An 18,752-nucleotide genomic window follows, 5' to 3' on the forward strand; every position below is an offset into this window, starting at 1 on the left:
CGGTCCTTAGCGTTTTGCCTGCCAGATACGTTGCTGATAATCGCGAATAGAGCGGTCAGAGCTGAACATCCCGCAGCGAGCGGTATTCAGGATGGTCGCCCGGGTCCAGGCTTCTTCATCCCGGTACAGCACATCCACCCGTTTTTGCGCTTCGACATAGCCTGCAAAGTCGGCCAGCAGCAGATACGGATCGCCGCCCTGCTTGCCGAGGCTGTGCAGCATCTGGTCGAAGGCGTGTTTGTCTCCGCCGCTGTATTTTCCGCTCTCCAGTTCTTTCAGCACCGCGTCCAGCAGCTTGTCTTTCTTACGCCATTTCACCGGATCGTAGCCTTTGGCCTTCAGGGCTTTGACCTGCTCCACCGTGTTGCCGAAGATAAAGATATTCTCCTCGCCAACCTGTTCGGCGATCTCGACGTTGGCACCGTCGAGAGTGCCCACCGTCAGCGCCCCGTTCAGGGCCAGCTTCATATTGCCGGTGCCGGAGGCCTCTTTACCGGCGGTAGAGATCTGCTCGGAAATGTCCGCTGCCGGGATCAGCATCTCGGCCGCCGAGACACAGTAGTCCGGAAGGAACACCACCTTCAGCTTATCGCCCACCTGCGGGTCGTTATTGATGACCTCAGCAACCTTGTTAATTGCCAGGATAATGTTTTTCGCGAGGTAATAGCCCGGAGCGGCCTTGGCACCGAACAGGAATACGCGCGGTACGCGGTCAGCCTTCGGATCGTCACGCAGTTCTTTGTACAGGGCCAGAATATGCAGCAGGTTCAGATGCTGGCGTTTGTACTCATGCAGGCGCTTGATCTGAATATCGAAAATCGCCTGCGGGTTAATTTCAATCCCGGTGCGGGCCTTAACAAATTCAGCCAGCCGGACTTTATTCTCCTGCTTAATCTTGCGGTACGCCTGACGGAATTTCTTATCGTCGGCCGATTTTTCCAGCGCAATCAGGCGGTCGAGATCGTTAGCCCACTCTTTCTTCAGCGTTTTATCCAGCAGGGCGGCGAGCTGCGGATTGCACTGTTTGATCCAGCGGCGAGGCGTAATGCCGTTGGTGACGTTATGGAACTTGTTCGGCCACAGCTGGTGGTACTCGGGGAACAGGTCTTTCACCACCAGGTCCGAGTGCAGCGCGGCCACGCCGTTCACCGCAAAGCCGCTGACCACGCACAGGTTGGCCATCCGTACCTGCCTGCTGTGCACCACCGCCAGCTTCTCCCAGACGGCTTTATCGCCGGGCCAGGTTTGCTTAACCCGTTCGTGGAAGCGGTCGTTGATGGCGTCGATAATCTGCATATGGCGCGGCAGCAGAGCCTTCACCAGCTTCTGGTCCCAGCACTCAAGCGCTTCCGGCATCAGGGTATGGTTGGTGTAGGCGAAGGTGTTGCTGGTGATTGCCCAGGCGTCGTCCCAGCTCAGTTGATGCTCGTCGAGCAGTACCCGCAGGAGTTCAGGGATGGCAATCGTCGGGTGGGTATCGTTAAGCTGGATCACTTCGTAATCCGCCAGCTCGCGCAGTTTGCGTCCGGCCTGGTGATGGCGACGCAGAATGTCTGCCACCGAGCAGGCGCACTGGAAATACTGTTGCATCAGGCGCAGTTTTTTCCCGGCAAGATGGTTGTCGTTCGGATAGAGCACTTTGGTCAGCTTTTCCGCATCGATCCCCTGGCGTTCGGCGCGCAGGAAGTCGCCGTCGTTAAATTTGGTCAGATCAAAGGGATGGGCGTGTTTTGCCTGCCACAGCCGCAGCGGCTGGGAGACGCCGTTACGGTAGCCGAGCACCGGGAGATCCCAGGCTTCGCCAGTCAGGGTAAATTCCGGTTTCCAGTGGCCTTTGACCACCTTCCCGCCGATGCCAACCTGCACATCCAGGGCCTCATTGTGGCGGAACCAGGGATAGCTGGCGCGGTGCCAGTCGTCCGGCGCTTCCGTCTGGTGGCCGTCAACAAAGGACTGGCGGAACAGGCCGTACTGATAGTTCAGCCCGTAACCGGTCGCGGACTGGCCGACGGTGGCCATGGAGTCAAGGAAACAGGCCGCCAGTCGGCCAAGGCCGCCGTTGCCCAGCGCGGGATCGGTTTCCGCCTCCAGCAGGTCGCTCAGATTGATGTCCTGCGCTTTAAGCAGATCGCTGACCTGCTGATACCAGCCGAGATTCAGCAGGTTATTGCCGGTCAGGCGGCCAATCAGAAATTCCATCGAGATATAGTTTACGTGGCGCTGTTTACTGACCGCAGGCTGTGCGGGCAGATCGCCGAGCAACTCCGCCAGCGCGCCGCTCACCGCCTGCCACCACTGGCGCTGCGTCATCTCCTGCGCGGCGGATAGACCAAAGCGCTGCCACTGACGTGTCAGGGCAGCCTGAAAATGTTCGGGGTGGAAAGTCTGCTGTGACATAGGGAAATCCGGTCCTTTAGCATTAAAAACGTTAAGGTCAGTGTGTCAGTGTGCCCGGCTGACTTCCTCCTCCCGCCGGGGATTAGCCAGGGAGGAGTCGCGGGGATGAGCGAGAAATGTGATCAATCCCTCTTAAAGTTAGTCGCTTACGCGAAGTGTGCGCACTCTTTCTCCCCGACGGGTGGAGAAAATTTGCTCAGGTTGATTAACAAAATGAAATCCTGTTTCTGTAAAAATTAGCCCGTGCGGGAAGGGACGGTGCGGTGGAATAACATTTTCCACGGTGATGGTGCGGTTATTTCTTTATTTCCAGAAAGTGTCCGCTATGGCTTTTAATAGCATCAGGAAGATCGGCTTTTTGCGGGAATGGAAAGGCGTCTCGATGCAGGCCGCGTCTTGCGCCGCTTGCAGAGAATATCTGCGGCGAGGTGCGATAATTAGAAGTGTGACAGGGTGCAAATTCAGCGATACCCGAGTCGGACATAACTTGCAATAAATCGCAAACTGTCCGAACGTATTAATCATTAATTACGAAGCGCAAAAAAAATCCCGCTCTTCATCCTTCACAGTGAAGTGATTAATTATGCTGATTCCATCTAAATTAAGTCGTCCGGTGCGCCTTGACCATACCGTGGTTCGCGATCGGCTCCTGGCGAAGCTCTCCGGTGCGCACAATTATCGTTTACTGCTGATCACCAGCCCCGCCGGCTACGGAAAAACCACGCTTGTCTCGCAGTGGGCGGCGGGCAGGCGTGAACTGGGGTGGTTTTCGCTGGATGAAGGCGACAATCAGCAGGAGCGTTTTGCCAGCTACCTGATCGCGGCTGTCCAGCTGGCGACGGGTGGCCACTGCGCCAGTAGCGAAGTGATGGCGCAGAAACGACAGTATGCCAGCCTTTCTTCGCTGTTTGCGCAGCTGTTTATCGAACTGGCGGCCTGGGAACGGCCGCTCTATCTGGTGATTGATGATTACCACCTGGTGACCAACCCCGTTATCCATGATGCGATGCGCTTCTTCCTGCGTCATCAGCCGGAAAACCTGACCCTGGTTGTACTGTCGCGCAACCTGCCCCAGCTGGGCATCGCCAATCTGCGCGTGCGCGATCAGCTGCTGGAAGTCGGCAGCCAGCAGCTGGCGTTTACCCATCAGGAAGCGAAGCAGTTCTTTGACCGTCGTCTGACCTCGCCCATTGAAGCCACCGAAAGCAGCCGCCTGTGCGACGACGTGGCAGGCTGGGCGACGGCGCTGCAGCTGATTGCGCTCTCCGCCCGGCAAAATAGCGGGGCGGTGCAGCACTCGGCGCGCAGGCTATCCGGAATTAACGCCAGCCATCTCTCCGACTATCTGGTGGATGAAGTGCTGGATAACGTCGATCTCAGTACCCGCCATTTTCTGCTGAAAAGTGCGCTTCTGCGCTCGATGAACGATGCGCTTATCGTTCGGGTCACCGGGGAAGAGAACGGTCAGATGCGGCTGGAAGAGATTGAGCGACAGGGCCTGTTTCTGCAGCGGATGGATGATTCCGGGGAGTGGTTCTCCTTTCATCCGCTGTTCGGCAGTTTTCTGCGTCAGCGCTGTCAGTGGGAGCTGGCTCAGTCGCTGCCCGATATTCATCGTGCGGCGGCCGAAAGCTGGATGGCACAGGGGTTTCCCAGCGAAGCGATCCATCATGCGCTGGAGGCCGGAGACGGCAGTATGCTGCGCGATATTCTGCTGAACCACGCCTGGGGACTGTTTAACCATAGTGAGCTGACCCTGCTGGAGGCGTCCCTGCAGGCGCTGGAGTGGCAAAGTCTGCTGGAAAATCCGAAGCTGGTGCTGCTGCAGGCCTGGCTGATGCAGAGCCAGCATCGCTACAGCGAGGTGAACACCCTGCTGGCCCGCGCCGAGCAGGAGATGCGCGGTGAAATGGATGATTCCCTGCACGGCGATTTTAATGCTCTGCGTGCGCAGGTGGCGATCAACGACGGCGATCAGGAAGAGGCCGAGCGGCTGGCAATGGTCGCGCTGGAGACGCTGCCGGTCGCCAGCTTCTACAGCCGCATTGTGGCGACCTCCGTGCACGGAGAAGTGCTGCACTGCAAGGGGCAGCTGAGCGACTCGCTGGCGGTCATGAAGCAGACGGAAATGATGGCACGCCGTCACGAGGTGTGGCATTACGGGCTGTGGAGCCTGATCCAGCAGAGCGAAATTCTCTTCGCCCAGGGCTTTTTGCAGGCCGCGTGGGAGAGCCAGGAGAAGGCATTCCAGCTGATCCGCGAGCAGCACCTTGAACAGCTCCCGCTGCATGAATTTTTACTGCGTATCCGTTCCCAGCTGCTGTGGGCCTGGGCGCGGCTGGACGATGCGGAAAGCACGGCTCGCAGCGGTATGGCGGTGCTGGAAGCCTATCAGCCTCAGCAGCAGCTTCAGTGCCTGGCGCTGCTGGTGCAGGTGTCGCTGGCGCGAGGCAATCTTGATAACGCCCGCAGCCATTTGAGCCGACTGGAAAACCTGCTGGGTAACGGCTATTACCACAGCGACTGGGTGTCCAATGCCGATAAGGTCAGGGTGATTTACTGGCAGATGACCGGAGATCAAGCCGCGGCCGCGCAGTGGCTGCGCCAGACGCCGAAACCGGCGTTTGCTAATAACCATTTTCTGCAAAGTCAGTGGCGCAACATCGCCCGGGCGCAGATCCTGCTGGGCGAGTTTGAACCGGCGGAAATTGTGCTGGAAGAGCTGAACGAAAACGCCCGCAGCCTGCGTTTGATGAGCGATCTTAACCGTAATTTGCTGCTGTTGAATCAGCTTTACTGGCAGGCGGATCGCAAAAGTGATGCTCAGCGGGTACTGCTGGAAGCGCTGCGGCTGGCTAACCGGACCGGTTTTATCAGCCATTTTGTGATTGAGGGCGAGGCGATGGCCCAGCAGCTACGCCAGCTGATCCAGCTTAACCGGCTCCCGGAGCTGGAACAGCATCGTGCTCAGCGCATTCTGCGCGAGATTAACCAGCACCACCGGCATAAGTTCGCCCATTTTGATGAGGGGTTTGTCGAGCGTCTGCTTAACCACCCGGAAGTTCCTGAGCTGATCCGCACCAGCCCGCTGACCCAGCGCGAGTGGCAGGTGCTGGGACTGATCTATTCCGGCTACAGCAATGAACAGATTGCCGGTGAGCTGGCGGTGGCGGCCACCACCATCAAAACGCATATCCGCAATCTGTATCAAAAGCTTGGGGTCGCGCATCGCCAGGATGCGGTGCAGCATGCTCAGCGACTGCTGAAAATGATGGGCTACGGGGTCTAGCGGAGCCTGAGTTTTCAGGCTCCGGAAGGGATCAGCACAGCTCCAGCTGCAGGTTGTTATCGGTAATGACCTGCATGACGCCCGGCGGTGGCAGAATGTCGGTGTAGACCGCATCCACCATGCTGATGCTGCCCATATTGACCATCGCGTTGCGGCCAAATTTGGAGTGATCCACGACCAGCATCACGTGGCGCGAATTTTCAATAATCGCCCGCTTGGTGCGGACTTCGTGATAGTCAAACTCCAGCAGCGAGCCGTCGCTGTCCACGCCGCTGATCCCCAGAATGCCGAAATCCAGACGGAACTGGGAGATAAAATCCAGCGTCGCTTCGCCGATAATCCCGCCGTCGCGGCTGCGCAGTTCACCGCCCGCCAGAATAATGCGGAAATCCTCTTTCGCCATCAGCGTGTTCGCCACGTTCAGGTTATTGGTGACGATGCGCAGGTTGGTGTGATCGAGGAGGGCATGCGCCACGGCTTCCGGAGTGGTACCGATATCGATAAACAGGGTTGCACCGTTGGGGATCTGGCTGGCGACTTTACGGGCAATGCGCTCTTTCTCTGCCGTCTGGGTGGCCTTACGGTCATGCCAGGAGGTGTTAACGGAGCTGGAGGGCAGCGCCGCGCCGCCGTGGTGGCGCAGGATGAGATTCTGTTCCGCCAGATCGTTGAGATCGCGGCGGATGGTCTGGGGGCTGACGGAAAACTGTTCCACCAACTCTTCGGTACTGACATAGCCCTGCTGTTTTACCCGTTCGACGATAGCGTCATGACGTTGTGTCTGTTTCATTTATTATTTTGCATCCGTTAGCGCTTATTTTTGCTGTCAACCAGTGCCATGGCGAGCCCGACCAGCAGCCCGGTAACGTGGGCGCCATTAGCTATCGACATCCCGAACAGATCGAACCATCCAACCACTAACCATACCAGAGCAAAGGCCATCATGCCGCGCTGTAAGTAGATCCCGCTTTGCGGCTCCCGCTCGCCCCTGAGCCAGACGTAACCAATCAGCGCATAGACCACGCCGGACAGGCCGCCAAACCACGGGCCGCTAAATTTATGCTGAATAAATCCGCTCAGCAGGGCGCTGATAACGGTAATCACGACAAGCTTACCGCTGCCCAGCCGCTTTTCTACCGCGCCGCCGAGATACCACCACCACAGCAGATTAAACAGAATATGCATCAGGGAAAAGTGCATCAGCGCGTGGCTGAAGTAACGCCAGATATCGAGGCGCAGAGAGGGGTCGTAGGGCCAGGCCAGCCAGACCATCACTTCCTGAGCGCTGAGCGCGTTCATCAGAATGAACACCAGGATACAGGCTGCCGCCACCAGCAGCGTCACCGGTCCGGCGCGTTCACGCAGGGTGGCGAGAAAAGGGTAGCGACGATAATGCAGCCCGGCGTTGGTCTGGCCCGAATGCCAGCTGGCCGCCAGATAGCGCGGGTCGGCGGGGTTTTCCAGAAAACGTGCCAGCTCGCTTTTGACCTGTTCGGCCTGGCTTTCATCCGCCAGCCAGACGTCGGTATGCGTATGCTGCTGAATGGTCAAAATAACACCCCGCGTCGCCATATAGTCGACGAACGCCTGCGCGACGCGGGGATTGGTAAAAGAGGTGATCATCAACATAAACACTTCATCCTTCAGGCTGCCTTTTGGGCTTTACATCCCGCCGTGAGCGACTTCCGCCGGGAAATGGCGATGCCAGGCGTCAAAGCCGCCGTCAACGCTGTAAACCCGGTCGTAGCCCTGCTCCAGCAGATACTGGGCCGCGCCTTTGCTGCTGTTGCCGTGATAGCACATGACCAGCACCGGGGTTTCAAAATCGGTCTGCTGCATAAAAGTGGCAAGGCTGGCGTTGGTCAGGTGGAAGGCATCCGGCATATGACCCATCGCATAGCTTTGCGGGTCGCGGATATCGACCATCACCGCGGTACCCTGAAGCAGCATCTGGTGCGCCTGCTCCACGTTAATACATTCGAACTGATCCATAGTGTCTCTTTGAGTTGATTGCAGGTGAGGATGTTCTGGTGGCAGGTTTAACCGCACCCGGCCTGGTTGCGATGAGGCCGGGTGAGGGAGGCACGACTTAGTAGTAGGAGTGCTCGCCGCGCTGGTGTTCGGTCAGATCGCGAACGCCTTTCAGGTCGGGGAATTCATTCAGCAGCTGTTTTTCGATGCCTTCTTTCAGGGTGACATCGACCATGGAACACCCGTTACAGCCGCCGCCGAACTGCAGGATGGCGAAGCCTTCATCGGTGATCTCCATCAGCGTGACCTTACCGCCGTGGCCAGCCAGCTGCGGGTTAATCTGCGCCTGCAGCATATACTCGACGCGCTCCATCAGCGGGGCGTCATCGGAGACTTTGCGCATTTTGGCGTTTGGCGCTTTCAGCGTCAGCTGAGAACCCAGTTGATCGGTGACAAAGTCGATTTCTGCATCTTCCAGATACGGGGCGCTCAGCTCATCAACATAGGCGGTCAGCTGCTCAAACGGCAGCGCGGTATCGGTAGCTTCTACGGCATCCGGCGGGCAGTAGGAGACGCCGCACTCGGCGTTAGGTGTACCGGGGTTAATGACAAAAACGCGGATCTGCGTCCCTTCTTCCTGATTTGCCAGCAGTTTAGAAAAGTGCGCTTGCGCAGTATCGGAAATACGGATCATAGCAATGGCCTAATAGTTGACTATTTTACCTGGTTATAATACGCCCATCATCGAGGCTCTACAAGGTTCGACAGAGGCACCATATCTGGACAGTCGCTGCGCCCGCGCCGAGTAACAGACGCGAAATTTCCGCAACGGTGCTGCCGGTTGTGACGACATCATCCACAACAACCATATGGCGACCCCTGGGGGAGAATTCAAGTCGAAAGGCATTTTTCAGGTTACGCCGTCGTCGGGCAGCCGTCAGACGGTGCTGAATTTGTGTCGGCCTCACCCGTTCGATGGCGTTTTCTGCGTACCGGCAGCCAAGCCAGTGTGCCAGCGGCCGACACAGCAGGTCGCTCTGATTAAAGCCGCGACGCCAGTGGCGACGCGGGAAGAGCGGGACGCTGAGTATCACGTCCGGACGGGCCAGCCCTGCGCTGCGTCGGGTCTGTAGCCAGGCCAGCAGCAGGAGCCTCGCCAGCGCGGGCGCCAGTTCTGGCTGGCGGGAAAACTTAAAGCGATGCAGCAGCGGGCGTAAGGGCGGGGCGTAATCGCTGACGGCAATCAGCCGCTGCCACGGGGGCGGTTTTTGCAGGCAGCGCCCGCACGGCAGGTCGGTACGGCCCGCAGGCAGACCACACTGCGGGCAGAGCAGGCGTGGCAGCAGCAGGGCCGCGCTACAGCGCGAGCAGACTCCCCGACGCGGCTGCGCCAGCGGCATTCGGCATAGCCAGCACAAGCCCCAGGCTGTTAGCATATTGCACCTCGAAATCGATGAGTGGGAACAGTAACTGATGAACGACATCTGGTGGCAATCCAAAGGCGAAGGAAAGTGTCATCTTGTGCTGCTGCACGGATGGGGACTGAATGCGGAAGTCTGGGATTGCATCATCGACCCACTCAGCGCGCATTTTACGCTGCATCTGGTGGACCTGCCGGGGTTTGGCCGCAGCCAGGGGTTTGGGGCCATGTCGCTGGAGGCGATGGCCGGGGCCGTGCTGGAGCAGGCCCCGGAACAGGCGATATGGCTCGGCTGGAGCCTGGGCGGGCTGGTCGCCAGCCAGGTCGCGTTAACGCATCCGGAGCGCGTTCAGGCCCTGGTCACGGTGGCCTCATCGCCCTGCTTTAGCGAGCATGAGGGCTGGCCGGGCATTAAATCTACCGTGCTTTCGGATTTTCAGCAGCAGCTCAGCGAAGACTTCCAGCGCACCGTCGAGCGTTTCCTGGCGCTGCAAACCCTGGGAACGGAAACCGCCAGACAGGATGCGCGCAGGCTGAAAAGCGCGGTGCTGGCGCTGCCGATGCCGGACACGGCGGTGCTGAACGGTGGCCTGGAGATCCTTAAAACGGCCGACCTTCGCCAGGCGCTGATCCCGCTGACAATGCCGTTCCTGCGGCTTTATGGCCGCCTTGACGGGCTGGTGCCGCGCAAAATCGTTCCGCAACTTGATGCGTTATGGCCCGCGAGCCGCTCGCGGGTGATAGACAAAGCGGCCCACGCACCTTTTATTTCGCATCCGGGCGCATTTTGCGAGGCGCTGATTGAGCTGAAGGCTGACGTGCTTTCATAAGTGGCAAAACCCGAATTTCGCGCTAATACTTTTAGCGTTGCGTTCCGGTGATTTAAGCGAAAAGCGGACGCAACAGGGTAAAAAAATCAACTTTTCAGGAGAGAAAAATCGATGAAAATTGTCAACGGCATTGTCGCTTCTCTTGTCACCGTATTACTCTCATTCGGCGCTTTTGCGGCAGATGAGATCCAAAAAGATGACGTAGCGAAAATGAACCTGACGAAAGTCGGGGATATCGCAGCGTCGGCAGGGACCGAACCGACGTCTGTCAAAGCTGAGCTGTCCAAAAAGGCGGATGAGGCCGGTGGAAAGTACTATGTTGTCACCAGCGACATGAAAAAAAGCGGTCATACCCATGTCACTGCCGAAGTTTTTAAATAGCTGAAAAGCGGGTCGTCTGACCCGCTCTTGATTTATTGCAGTGCCCACCACTCCCGCAGGCAGGCTTTTCCCTGCGGGCAGCTTTTACAGCTGCCGCTGAGACAGTCGTCGGCATCCTCCTGGATACGTTTTACCTTCCCCATCGCTTCAAGGCGACACAGCATGGCATCGATCATCGGCTGGGGCGTTTGCAGATTGATGCTGAGCTGACGCGCTTCCAGACGTCCCCACTGCGCCAGCGTATCGCGAACCTCAATTAACGATGCCATGCTTCGTTCCTCTAGTGACAGTCGCCGGCCGGGCTTTCGCAACAGCGGCTGGCCGGGTTGCGGGTCGCCAGCAGATTGACGTCGACACGGCTACGCATCCGGCGCAGGGCGCCTATCAGTACCACGTTAAACAGCACCACGATCAGAATGCAGACCAGGCTGTACTGCGGATGCTGGCTGAAGTTAACGGCCTGATAGAACAGGGTCGACAGGGAGTACGCAATATTCAGCCCCCACAGAATGGAGAAGCCCATCCAGCCGCGGCTGGTTTCGCGTGCTACCGCACCCATCACCGAAATGCACGGGATGTAGAGCAGGACGAAAATCAGATAGCTGTAGGCCGCAGAAGCGCTGCCGAACTTGCTGCTCATCACGCCCATCGCCCCGGTGGCCATTTCGCCATCGCCTTTGCTGGCCTCAATCGGGTTTGCCAGTACGCTCAGGCTGAAGGTGTCCTGCAGGCTCTGCCAGGTTTCTTCTACGGCACTGAACAGCTCATCCTTCAGGTTAAAGGTGGCAGGATCGAATTCTTCCTCCTGAATATTCTCTGCGGTATAGAGCGTATTCAGCGTACCGACGACCACCTCTTTCGCCATCGCACCGGTGAACAGGCCAACCGTCGCCTGCCAGTGATCCTCATGGATACCGATAGGTTTCAGCAGCGGGGTGAAGACGCGGCTGACCGAAGCCAGCGCAGAATCGTTGATATTGTTAACGGTCTTGCCGTCCAGCGAGAAGCTGTTCAGGGCGCTCAGGAAGATACTGACCACGATAATCACTTTACCTGCACGCACCACAAAGCCTTTCAGGCGCTGCCAGGTCTGGAGCAGCAGGCTTTTCAGATGCGGAACGTGGTAGACCGGCAGCTCCATCACGAACGGGGAAGCTTCGCCGCGCATAATCGTGTGTTTAAGCATCAGGCCGGTCAGTACCGCCATGACGATCCCCAGTACGTACAGGGAGAAGACTGCCAGCGCACCCTGCTGCCCAAAGAAAGCGGCGGCAAAGACGGCAAAAATGGCCAGGCGCGCCCCGCAGGACATAAAGGGGGCCATCATAATGGTCATCAGGCGTTCACGCGGCGCATCCAGGGTACGCGCGCCCATGACCGACGGTACGTTGCAGCCAAAGCCGACGATCAGCGGGACGAAAGATTTCCCCGGCAGACCCAGCGACTGCATCAGGCGGTCCATCACAAACGCCGCCCGCGCCATATAGCCGGAATCTTCAAGGAAGGAGAGGAACAGATACATCATGCCGATTTGCGGCACCAGCGGCAGAACGGTGTTGATACCGCCACCCAGCCCCTGGGCAAGGAAAATCGTCAGCCACTCAGGGAGATGCAGCTGGTAACCCAGCCACTGGATACCGTGGACAAAAATCGCCACCGACCCGACATCAAAGAGCGGCTGTAGCGCGCCGCCGATATTAATGGCCAGCAGAAACATCACGTACATCACCAGCAGGAAGACCGGCAGGCCGAGGAAGCGATTAATCACCACTTTGTCTATCGCGGTGGTCAGCCTGCTTGGCTCTGCGGTGAGGGTATTGCTGACGACGTCGCAGATGGCGGCGATGCTTTGATAGCGCGCATCGGCGATATGCAGAGCGGGATCGTCAATTTCTTTGCTCAGTCGTTGCAGCGCGGCGGGCAGGCTCTGGGTCGTGTCGCCAGCCCAGTCGCGGCTGTAGATATCCCCGTCGAGCATTTGCAGCCCGAGCCAGCGACGCTGCTTGAGGGGCAGCTCCGGCGACATGGTATCGGCCAGAGTATTCGCTTCGCGCAGCAGCGGCTGCGAGTAGTGCACCAGTTCGATATCGTCATTAGCCTGATGACGGTCAATCGCCAGTTTCAGGGCGTCAATACCGCGACCGCGCGTCGATACCAGCGGCACCACCGGGCAGCCCAGGCGGTGAGCCAGCGCGTCGATGTCGATACGGATGTGCTGTTTCTCGGCGATATCGAGCATGTTCAGCGCCACGATGCAGGGAATACCCAGCTCCAGCAGCTGCAGCGTCAGATAGAGGTTACGCTCAAGATTGGAGGCATCCACCACGTTAATCAGCATATTGGCGTCGCCGCTCAGAATCGCGTGGCAGGCGATCTGTTCATCGAGGGACGTTTGCGATGAAATCGTGGTCAGGGAATAGGTACCCGGTAGGTCAACCAGGGTTATTTGGTGGTCGGTGGTATTAAAGGTGCCTTCTTTACGTTCGACCGTGACGCCAGCCCAGTTGCCTACGCGCTGCCGCGCACCGGTTAATTGGTTGAATAACGTTGTCTTGCCAGAATTAGGATTGCCAATTAAACCAAGGGTTAATTTTTTCATTTTGTAACTCACCGTCTCAGGCTTTTTTAATGTGAAACCGATTCCACTTCTAATAACGCCAGATCTTTTTTACGTAATACCAGATTTACGCGTCGGGTTTCGATATGTACCGGATCGCCCAGAGGCGCAACGCGGACGACATTAAAGGAGGAGCCGGGCAGCATGCCCAGTGAAAGCAGCTTCTGGCGGTATGCCGGGCTGATTTCACGCGCAAAGCCGGTAATTTTCCACGTACTGTCAGGAGTAAATTGCATAAGGCCTACTTTAGTTTCATTAGCCTGGACGTTTTCATCCGCCGTAAGGGAGATGAAGCCTGGAGATGCAGGAAGGAATAATAATTCACCTGTGAGACAATAATAATGAGAATGGTTTTTATCTTCAATCAACAAACGTTGAACAGAGGCGTTGATGGCGATGAATTAATGCCTGGGTTGATATTTCTCAATAAACGACGGTGTTTCTTAAGGTTGTTTAATAATTGGCGCAGTTGTTAATGAACTGATAATTATTAATCGGCAGAGGGACTTATCTATTTCAGTGTTATTTAAGACTGTGAGTTAATTATTTGTTTCATTATTCCTGCCCCCGTCGTGCGACGAGGGCAGGCGGGAAAAACTAGCGTTTTTTACCCATAGCGGCCGCCAGCGCATCCATCATTGCACTGTTGCCCGCCGGTTGCGTATCGCGTCCGCGTGGTTTGGCCGCTTTCGCCGCCGGGCGGTTGTTCTGCTCGCGCTGACCGCCGGAGCGACGGCTGTTGCTGTCGCCAGGCTGTTCGTCGAGGCGCATGGTCAGGGCAATACGCTTACGCTGCATATCGACTTCCAGCACCTTCACTTTAACGATATCGCCTGCTTTCACCACGGTGTGCGGATCTTCAACGAACTTATCCGCCAGGGAGGAGATATGCACCAGCCCGTCCTGATGGACGCCGATATCGACAAAGGCACCGAAGTTGGTGACGTTGGTGACCGCGCCTTCGAGGACCATCCCCGGGAGCAGATCGTTCATCGTCTCAACGCCGTCGGCAAACTGCGCGGTTTTAAACTCGGGACGCGGATCGCGGCCGGGTTTCTCCAGCTCTTTAATAATGTCGGTCACCGTTGGTACACCAAAACGCTCGTCGGTAAAGTCCGAGGCTTTGATGCCCTTCAGCCCGCCGCTGTTGCCCATCAGGGCGCGAAGCGACTGCTGAGTGGCCGCCAGAATACGCTCGACGACCGGATAGGCTTCCGGGTGAACGGTTGAGGCATCCAGTGGGTTATCGCCGTGGTTAATGCGCAGGAACCCGGCGCACTGCTCAAAGGCTTTCGGCCCCAGACGGCTGACTTTCAGCAGCTGCTGGCGATCGTTAAACTGGCCGTTCTCGTCACGCCAGGCGACGATATTCTGCGCCATCATGCGGGTTAAACCGGCGACGCGGGTCAACAGCGGGATAGACGCGGTGTTGAGATCGACGCCGACGGCGTTCACGCAGTCTTCCACCACCGCATCCAGCTTACGCGCCAGCTGGCTCTGGCTGACGTCATGCTGATACTGGCCCACGCCGATAGATTTCGGGTCGATTTTTACCAGCTCCGCCAGCGGATCCTGCAGACGACGCGCGATAGAGACCGCACCGCGAATGGAAACATCCAGGTCCGGGAACTCCAGCGCGGCCAGTTCGGAGGCTGAATAGACCGAAGCTCCGGCTTCGCTGACGATCACCTTCTGGGCAACAATCTTCGGGAACTGCTTCTGCACGTCGAGGAAGAAACGTTCAGTTTCACGGGAGGCAGTACCGTTACCGATAGCCACCAGCTCAACGTTATATTTCTCGCACAGCGCGGCGACGGCAACGGCCGCTTTTGCTGTCTGGCCCGTATGCGGGTAGATGGTGTCGGTAGCGACCAGCTTGCCGGTTGCATCGACCACGGCGACCTTAACGCCGGTACGCAGACCGGGATCGAGACCCATAGTGGCGCGCAGGCCCGCCGGTGCTGCCATTAGCAGATCGTGCAGGTTGCGGGCGAAGACGTTGATGGCTTCATCTTCCGCACGCTCGCGCACGGTGCTCATCAGCTCGGTTTCCAGATGCATCAGCACCTTGATACGCCAGGTCCAGCTCACCACGGCACGCCGCCAGCTGTCCGCCGGGGCGTTATTCAGCCGCAGGCTGAGGTGGTCGATAATAATCTGCTCGCAGTGACTCTCTTTCGGCGGCTCGTCAAACTGCGGGTCGGCGTTCAGCGCCAGCTGCAGAATACCTTCGTTGCGGCCACGGAACATCGCCAGCGCACGGTGAGAAGGCGCGGTGGCAATTGGCTCATGGTGATCGAAGTAGTCGCGGAATTTCGCGCCTTCTTCCTCTTTGCCGCTGACCACGGTGGCGACCAGATGGGCGTTTTTCCACAGATAATCACGCACGCGGGAGAGCAGCACGGCGTCTTCCGCAAAGCGTTCCATCAGGATGTAACGCGCGCCGTCGAGAGCCGCTTTACTGTCGGCCACGCCGTTTTCGCTATTGATATACTTCGCCGCTTCCGTTTCCGGGTCATGGGACGGATCGTTCCACAGCAGATCTGCGAGTGGCTCAAGACCGGCTTCAATGGCGATCTGCCCGCGCGTGCGGCGTTTCTGTTTATAGGGCAGGTAGAGGTCTTCAAGCTCGGTTTTGCTGAGCGTACCGGCAATGGCGCTGGCCAGCGCGTCGGTCAGCTTACCCTGCTCATTAATAGATTTGAGAATGGTTTGACGCCTGTCCTCAAGTTCACGCAGATAGCCCAGTCGGGTTTCCAGCTGACGCAGCTGCGTGTCGTCCAGACCGCCGGTGACTTCCTTACGATAGCGTGCGATAAACGGCACGGTGTTCCCTTCATCAAGCAGGCGAACGGCAGATTCTACCTGTTCGGCTCTGGCCTGAAGTTCACCCGCAATAATGCGGCAGAGCGAATCATTCATCATGGCTTGGTTTCATCTTTAGGGTCAAAAATCAGGGGATAGTTATACGGACTGACCGGCAAAAATGCCAGCCGTTGGCCGCATTCCCGGAGTGTTCCTGATGGGTTATTTCACATAGTCGATGGTGTTCACGTACCAGCTGGCTTCGCCGCCCGGCGTCTGCACGATGGCCAGGTCTCCGACCTCTTTTTTCAGCAGCGCCCGCGCCATCGGAGAATCGATGGAGATGTAATCCTTACGACCGAAAATTTCATCGTAGCCGACGATACGAAAACGTTTAAGGTCGCCGTCGTCATTTTCGATCTCCACCCAGGCACCGAAGAACACTTTGCCCTCCTGCTGCGGCGAGTAATCGACGATCTTCAGATGTTCCAGGCATTTGGTGAGGTAGCGAACGCGGCGATCGATTTCACGCAGGCGTTTTTTGTTGTACTGATAATCGGCGTTCTCGCTGCGGTCGCCGAGGCTGGCGGCCCAGGTCACTTTTTTGGTGACCTCAGGACGCTCTTCGCGCCAGAGATAATCCATCTCTTTCTTCAGTTTTTCGTACCCTTCGCGGGTAATCAGGGGCGTTTTCATTGTGTCGTTTTACCTTTCGGCATCCTGCGATCGCCTGTGATGCATTTCGCATGATAATACCGACAGAATAAGTAAGATGTCATATGATTAAATGTGTAGTTAACCTGCTGTAAAATATGCTTTGTAACAATTTAGCCTGGATGTACACCAGATTTAGCTGGTGGCTGGCCCGGGCTTTTTTAGAATACTCACTTACGATGTAGTGAACCTGTGGGAGTATCAACAATGCAAGAGAATTATAAGATTCTGGTGGTCGATGACGACATGCGTTTGCGTGCGCTGCTGGAGCGTTATCTCACCGAGCAGGGCTTCCAGGTTCGTAGCGTAGCCAATGCCGAACAGATGGACCGCCTGCTGACGCGTGAGTCTTTCCATCTGATGGTGCTGGACCTGATGCTACCTGGCGAAGATGGCCTCTCTATCTGCCGCCGTCTGCGCAGTCAGAGCAACCCGATGCCGATCATTATGGTGACGGCGAAAGGGGAAGAAGTTGACCGTATCGTGGGCCTGGAAATCGGTGCCGACGACTACATTCCTAAGCCGTTTAACCCGCGTGAGCTGCTGGCGCGTATCCGTGCCGTGCTGCGTCGTCAGGCTAATGAACTGCCCGGCGCGCCGTCGCAGGAAGAGGCGGTCATCGCCTTCGGTAAGTTCAAGCTGAACCTTGGCACCCGCGAAATGTTCCGCGAAGATGAGCCGATGCCGTTGACCAGCGGTGAATTCGCCGTGCTGAAGGCGCTGGTTAGCCACCCGCGTGAGCCGCTTTCCCGCGATAAGCTGATGAACCTTGCCCGCGGTCGCGAGTACTCCGCGATGGAGCGTTCCATTGACGTGCAGATCTCCCGTCTGCGTCGAATGGTGGAAGAAGATCCGGCCCATCCGCGCTATATCCAGACCGTATGGGGCCTGGGTTACGTCTTTGTCCCGGACGGCGCTAAAGCATGAGGCGAATGCGTTTCTCGCCGCGAAGTTCGTTTGCACGCACCCTGCTGCTGATCGTCACCCTGCTGTTTGTCAGCCTGGTGACGACCTATCTGGTGGTGCTGAACTTTGCGATTTTGCCCAGCCTCCAGCAGTTTAATAAGGTTCTGGCCTACGAAGTTCGTATGCTGATGACCGATAAACTCCAGCTGGAAGACGGCACGCAGCTGGTGGTTCCACCTGCGTTTCGCCGCGAAATCTATCGCGAGCTGGGCATCTCCCTCTATTCCGATGAGGCGGCGGAAGACGCAGGCCTGCGCTGGGCGCAGCATTATGAATTTTTAAGTCAGCAGATGGCGCAGCAGCTTGGCGGCCCGACGGAAGTCCGCGTTGAGGTCAATAAAAGCTCGCCGGTCGTCTGGCTGAAGACCTGGCTGTCGCCGAATATCTGGGTGCGGGTGCCGCTGACGGAGATTCACCAGGGCGACTTCTCGCCGCTGTTCCGCTATACCCTGGCGATTATGCTGCTGGCGATAGGCGGTGCCTGGCTGTTTATCCGTATCCAGAACCGACCGCTGGTGGACCTCGAACACGCGGCGCTACAGGTCGGGCGGGGCATTATTCCGCCGCCGCTGCGTGAATACGGCGCGTCGGAGGTGCGCTCGGTAACCCGGGCGTTTAACCATATGGCCGCCGGAGTCAAACAGCTGGCGGACGATCGTACCCTGCTGATGGCGGGGGTGAGCCACGATCTCCGTACGCCGCTGACGCGTATTCGTCTGGCGACGGAAATGATGGGCGAACAGGATGGCTATCTCGCCGAATCCATCAATAAAGATATCGAAGAGTGCAACGCCATCATTGAGCAGTTTATCGACTACCTGCGTACCGGGCAGGAGATGCCGATGGAGCTGGCCGACCTGAACGCCATTCTTGGCGAGGTGGTGGCATCCGAAAGCGGTTATGAGCGTGAGATAGAAACCGGCCTGCAGCCGGGGGATATCCTGCTGCGTATGCATCCGCTCTCCATCAAGCGTGCCGTGGCCAATATGGTGGTTAACGCCGCCCGCTACGGCAACGGCTGGATTAAAGTCAGCAGCGGCAGCGAGCCAAACCGCGCCTGGTTCCAGGTTGAAGATGATGGTCCCGGCATTCAGCCCGAGCAGCGTCAGCATCTGTTCCAGCCGTTTGTGCGTGGCGACAGCGCCCGCAGCACCAGCGGCACCGGCCTGGGCCTGGCGATTGTTCAGCGTATTATCGACAACCACAACGGCCTACTGGAAATCGGCACCAGCGAACGCGGCGGGCTGTGCATCCGCGCCTGGCTACCGGTTCCGGTAAACCGCACACCGGCGTTGCCAAAAAGCGGCGTGACGAAAGAGAGTTAAAAAAAGACCACCGAGGTGGTCTTTTCCATAATGTGGG

At 57.6% G+C, this 18,752-nt stretch carries 16 protein-coding genes; 5 read left to right on the plus strand and 11 right to left on the minus strand.

The window, feature by feature from the left end; genetic code table 11:
• Positions 1-6: 6 nt before the first annotated feature.
• Entirely contained in the window at positions 7-2,397 is a 2,391-nt protein-coding gene (gene malP / locus EDF81_RS19715; RefSeq protein ID WP_123349860.1) for a maltodextrin phosphorylase, read from the minus strand.
• 583 nt (positions 2,398-2,980) lie between these two features.
• On the opposite strand from malP, the gene malT reads away from it, so the two are divergent.
• The gene (gene malT / locus EDF81_RS19725; protein WP_123349862.1) at positions 2,981-5,686 is read left to right on the plus strand and encodes an HTH-type transcriptional regulator MalT; all 2,706 of its coding nucleotides are present in this window, start codon (positions 2,981-2,983) and stop codon (positions 5,684-5,686) included.
• 31 nt (positions 5,687-5,717) lie between these two features.
• Here the strand turns inward: malT and EDF81_RS19730 are convergent, their stop codons facing one another.
• The 5 genes from EDF81_RS19730 to gntX form a co-directional block, all read right to left on the minus strand.
• A complete protein-coding gene (locus EDF81_RS19730) occupies positions 5,718-6,476 on the minus strand; it encodes a DeoR/GlpR family transcriptional regulator (protein WP_123349863.1) in 759 nt (252 codons plus the stop codon).
• 17 nt (positions 6,477-6,493) lie between these two features.
• Positions 6,494-7,315, minus strand: coding sequence for a rhomboid family intramembrane serine protease GlpG (gene glpG, locus EDF81_RS19735; RefSeq protein ID WP_123349864.1), 822 nt, complete (start codon positions 7,313-7,315; stop codon positions 6,494-6,496).
• Positions 7,316-7,348: 33 nt separating this feature from the next.
• Positions 7,349-7,678 (minus strand): thiosulfate sulfurtransferase GlpE, encoded by a 330-nt coding sequence (glpE, locus tag EDF81_RS19740; RefSeq protein WP_123349865.1) that lies wholly within the window; start codon positions 7,676-7,678, stop codon positions 7,349-7,351.
• Between the two features lie 97 nt (positions 7,679-7,775).
• Complete coding sequence (gene nfuA / locus EDF81_RS19745) at positions 7,776-8,351, minus strand: Fe-S biogenesis protein NfuA (protein ID WP_123349866.1); 576 nt, start codon at positions 8,349-8,351, stop codon at positions 7,776-7,778.
• 58 nt (positions 8,352-8,409) lie between these two features.
• Positions 8,410-9,093, minus strand: coding sequence for a DNA utilization protein GntX (gntX, locus tag EDF81_RS19750; protein ID WP_123349867.1), 684 nt, complete (start codon positions 9,091-9,093; stop codon positions 8,410-8,412).
• 37 nt (positions 9,094-9,130) lie between these two features.
• Here gntX and bioH point away from each other — a divergent pair, with 37 nt between their 5' ends.
• Both bioH and EDF81_RS19760 read left to right on the plus strand, forming a co-directional pair.
• Complete coding sequence (bioH, locus tag EDF81_RS19755; protein WP_123349868.1) at positions 9,131-9,907, plus strand: pimeloyl-ACP methyl ester esterase BioH; 777 nt, start codon at positions 9,131-9,133, stop codon at positions 9,905-9,907.
• Between the two features lie 111 nt (positions 9,908-10,018).
• Positions 10,019-10,288, plus strand: a complete 270-nt coding sequence (locus EDF81_RS19760) for a YdgH/BhsA/McbA-like domain containing protein (protein WP_123349869.1) — start codon at positions 10,019-10,021, stop codon at positions 10,286-10,288.
• Between the two features lie 32 nt (positions 10,289-10,320).
• Here EDF81_RS19760 and feoC read toward each other — a convergent pair whose 3' ends face one another.
• The 5 genes from feoC to greB form a co-directional block, all read right to left on the minus strand.
• The gene (gene feoC, locus EDF81_RS19765) at positions 10,321-10,557 is read right to left on the minus strand and encodes a [Fe-S]-dependent transcriptional repressor FeoC (RefSeq protein WP_123349870.1); all 237 of its coding nucleotides are present in this window, start codon (positions 10,555-10,557) and stop codon (positions 10,321-10,323) included.
• An 11-nt stretch (positions 10,558-10,568) separates the two neighbouring features.
• Positions 10,569-12,887, minus strand: coding sequence for a Fe(2+) transporter permease subunit FeoB (feoB, locus tag EDF81_RS19770; protein ID WP_123349871.1), 2,319 nt, complete (start codon positions 12,885-12,887; stop codon positions 10,569-10,571).
• 26 nt (positions 12,888-12,913) lie between these two features.
• On the minus strand, positions 12,914-13,141 hold the full coding sequence (gene feoA, locus EDF81_RS19775; RefSeq protein WP_123349872.1) for a ferrous iron transporter A: 228 nt from the start codon (positions 13,139-13,141) through the stop codon (positions 12,914-12,916).
• Between the two features lie 361 nt (positions 13,142-13,502).
• Complete coding sequence (locus EDF81_RS19780; RefSeq protein WP_123349873.1) at positions 13,503-15,830, minus strand: Tex family protein; 2,328 nt, start codon at positions 15,828-15,830, stop codon at positions 13,503-13,505.
• A gap of 102 nt (positions 15,831-15,932) precedes the next feature.
• Entirely contained in the window at positions 15,933-16,406 is a 474-nt protein-coding gene (greB, locus tag EDF81_RS19785; RefSeq protein ID WP_123349874.1) for a transcription elongation factor GreB, read from the minus strand.
• Positions 16,407-16,631: 225 nt separating this feature from the next.
• Between greB and ompR the strand changes: the two genes are divergently transcribed.
• Positions 16,632-17,351 carry a two-component system response regulator OmpR gene (ompR, locus tag EDF81_RS19790; protein ID WP_006177890.1) on the plus strand — a complete coding sequence of 240 codons (720 nt, stop codon included), beginning with the start codon at positions 16,632-16,634 and terminating at the stop codon, positions 17,349-17,351.
• Positions 17,348-18,715 (plus strand): two-component system sensor histidine kinase EnvZ, encoded by a 1,368-nt coding sequence (gene envZ / locus EDF81_RS19795; protein WP_123349875.1) that lies wholly within the window; start codon positions 17,348-17,350, stop codon positions 18,713-18,715. The genes ompR and envZ overlap by 4 nt, the downstream gene beginning before the upstream one ends.
• Positions 18,716-18,752 lie beyond the last annotated feature (37 nt).

Origin of the sequence: Enterobacter sp. BIGb0383, from assembly GCF_003751845.1 — a bacterium.
Classification (GTDB): domain Bacteria; phylum Pseudomonadota; class Gammaproteobacteria; order Enterobacterales; family Enterobacteriaceae; genus BIGb0383.

What these genes read in the sequence shown, in the direction of transcription:
- malP (WP_123349860.1), bottom strand. Translation starts at nt 2,397, where the DNA reads ATGTCACAGCAGACTTTCCACCCCGAACATTTTCAGGCTGCCCTGACA.
- malT (WP_123349862.1), top strand. Translation starts at nt 2,981, where the DNA reads ATGCTGATTCCATCTAAATTAAGTCGTCCGGTGCGCCTTGACCATACC.
- EDF81_RS19730 (WP_123349863.1), bottom strand. Translation starts at nt 6,476, where the DNA reads ATGAAACAGACACAACGTCATGACGCTATCGTCGAACGGGTAAAACAG.
- glpG (WP_123349864.1), bottom strand. Translation starts at nt 7,315, where the DNA reads ATGTTGATGATCACCTCTTTTACCAATCCCCGCGTCGCGCAGGCGTTC.
- glpE (WP_123349865.1), bottom strand. Translation starts at nt 7,678, where the DNA reads ATGGATCAGTTCGAATGTATTAACGTGGAGCAGGCGCACCAGATGCTG.
- nfuA (WP_123349866.1), bottom strand. Translation starts at nt 8,351, where the DNA reads ATGATCCGTATTTCCGATACTGCGCAAGCGCACTTTTCTAAACTGCTG.
- gntX (WP_123349867.1), bottom strand. Translation starts at nt 9,093, where the DNA reads ATGCTAACAGCCTGGGGCTTGTGCTGGCTATGCCGAATGCCGCTGGCG.
- bioH (WP_123349868.1), top strand. Translation starts at nt 9,131, where the DNA reads ATGAACGACATCTGGTGGCAATCCAAAGGCGAAGGAAAGTGTCATCTT.
- EDF81_RS19760 (WP_123349869.1), top strand. Translation starts at nt 10,019, where the DNA reads ATGAAAATTGTCAACGGCATTGTCGCTTCTCTTGTCACCGTATTACTC.
- feoC (WP_123349870.1), bottom strand. Translation starts at nt 10,557, where the DNA reads ATGGCATCGTTAATTGAGGTTCGCGATACGCTGGCGCAGTGGGGACGT.
- feoB (WP_123349871.1), bottom strand. Translation starts at nt 12,887, where the DNA reads ATGAAAAAATTAACCCTTGGTTTAATTGGCAATCCTAATTCTGGCAAG.
- feoA (WP_123349872.1), bottom strand. Translation starts at nt 13,141, where the DNA reads ATGCAATTTACTCCTGACAGTACGTGGAAAATTACCGGCTTTGCGCGT.
- EDF81_RS19780 (WP_123349873.1), bottom strand. Translation starts at nt 15,830, where the DNA reads ATGATGAATGATTCGCTCTGCCGCATTATTGCGGGTGAACTTCAGGCC.
- greB (WP_123349874.1), bottom strand. Translation starts at nt 16,406, where the DNA reads ATGAAAACGCCCCTGATTACCCGCGAAGGGTACGAAAAACTGAAGAAA.
- ompR (WP_006177890.1), top strand. Translation starts at nt 16,632, where the DNA reads ATGCAAGAGAATTATAAGATTCTGGTGGTCGATGACGACATGCGTTTG.
- envZ (WP_123349875.1), top strand. Translation starts at nt 17,348, where the DNA reads ATGAGGCGAATGCGTTTCTCGCCGCGAAGTTCGTTTGCACGCACCCTG.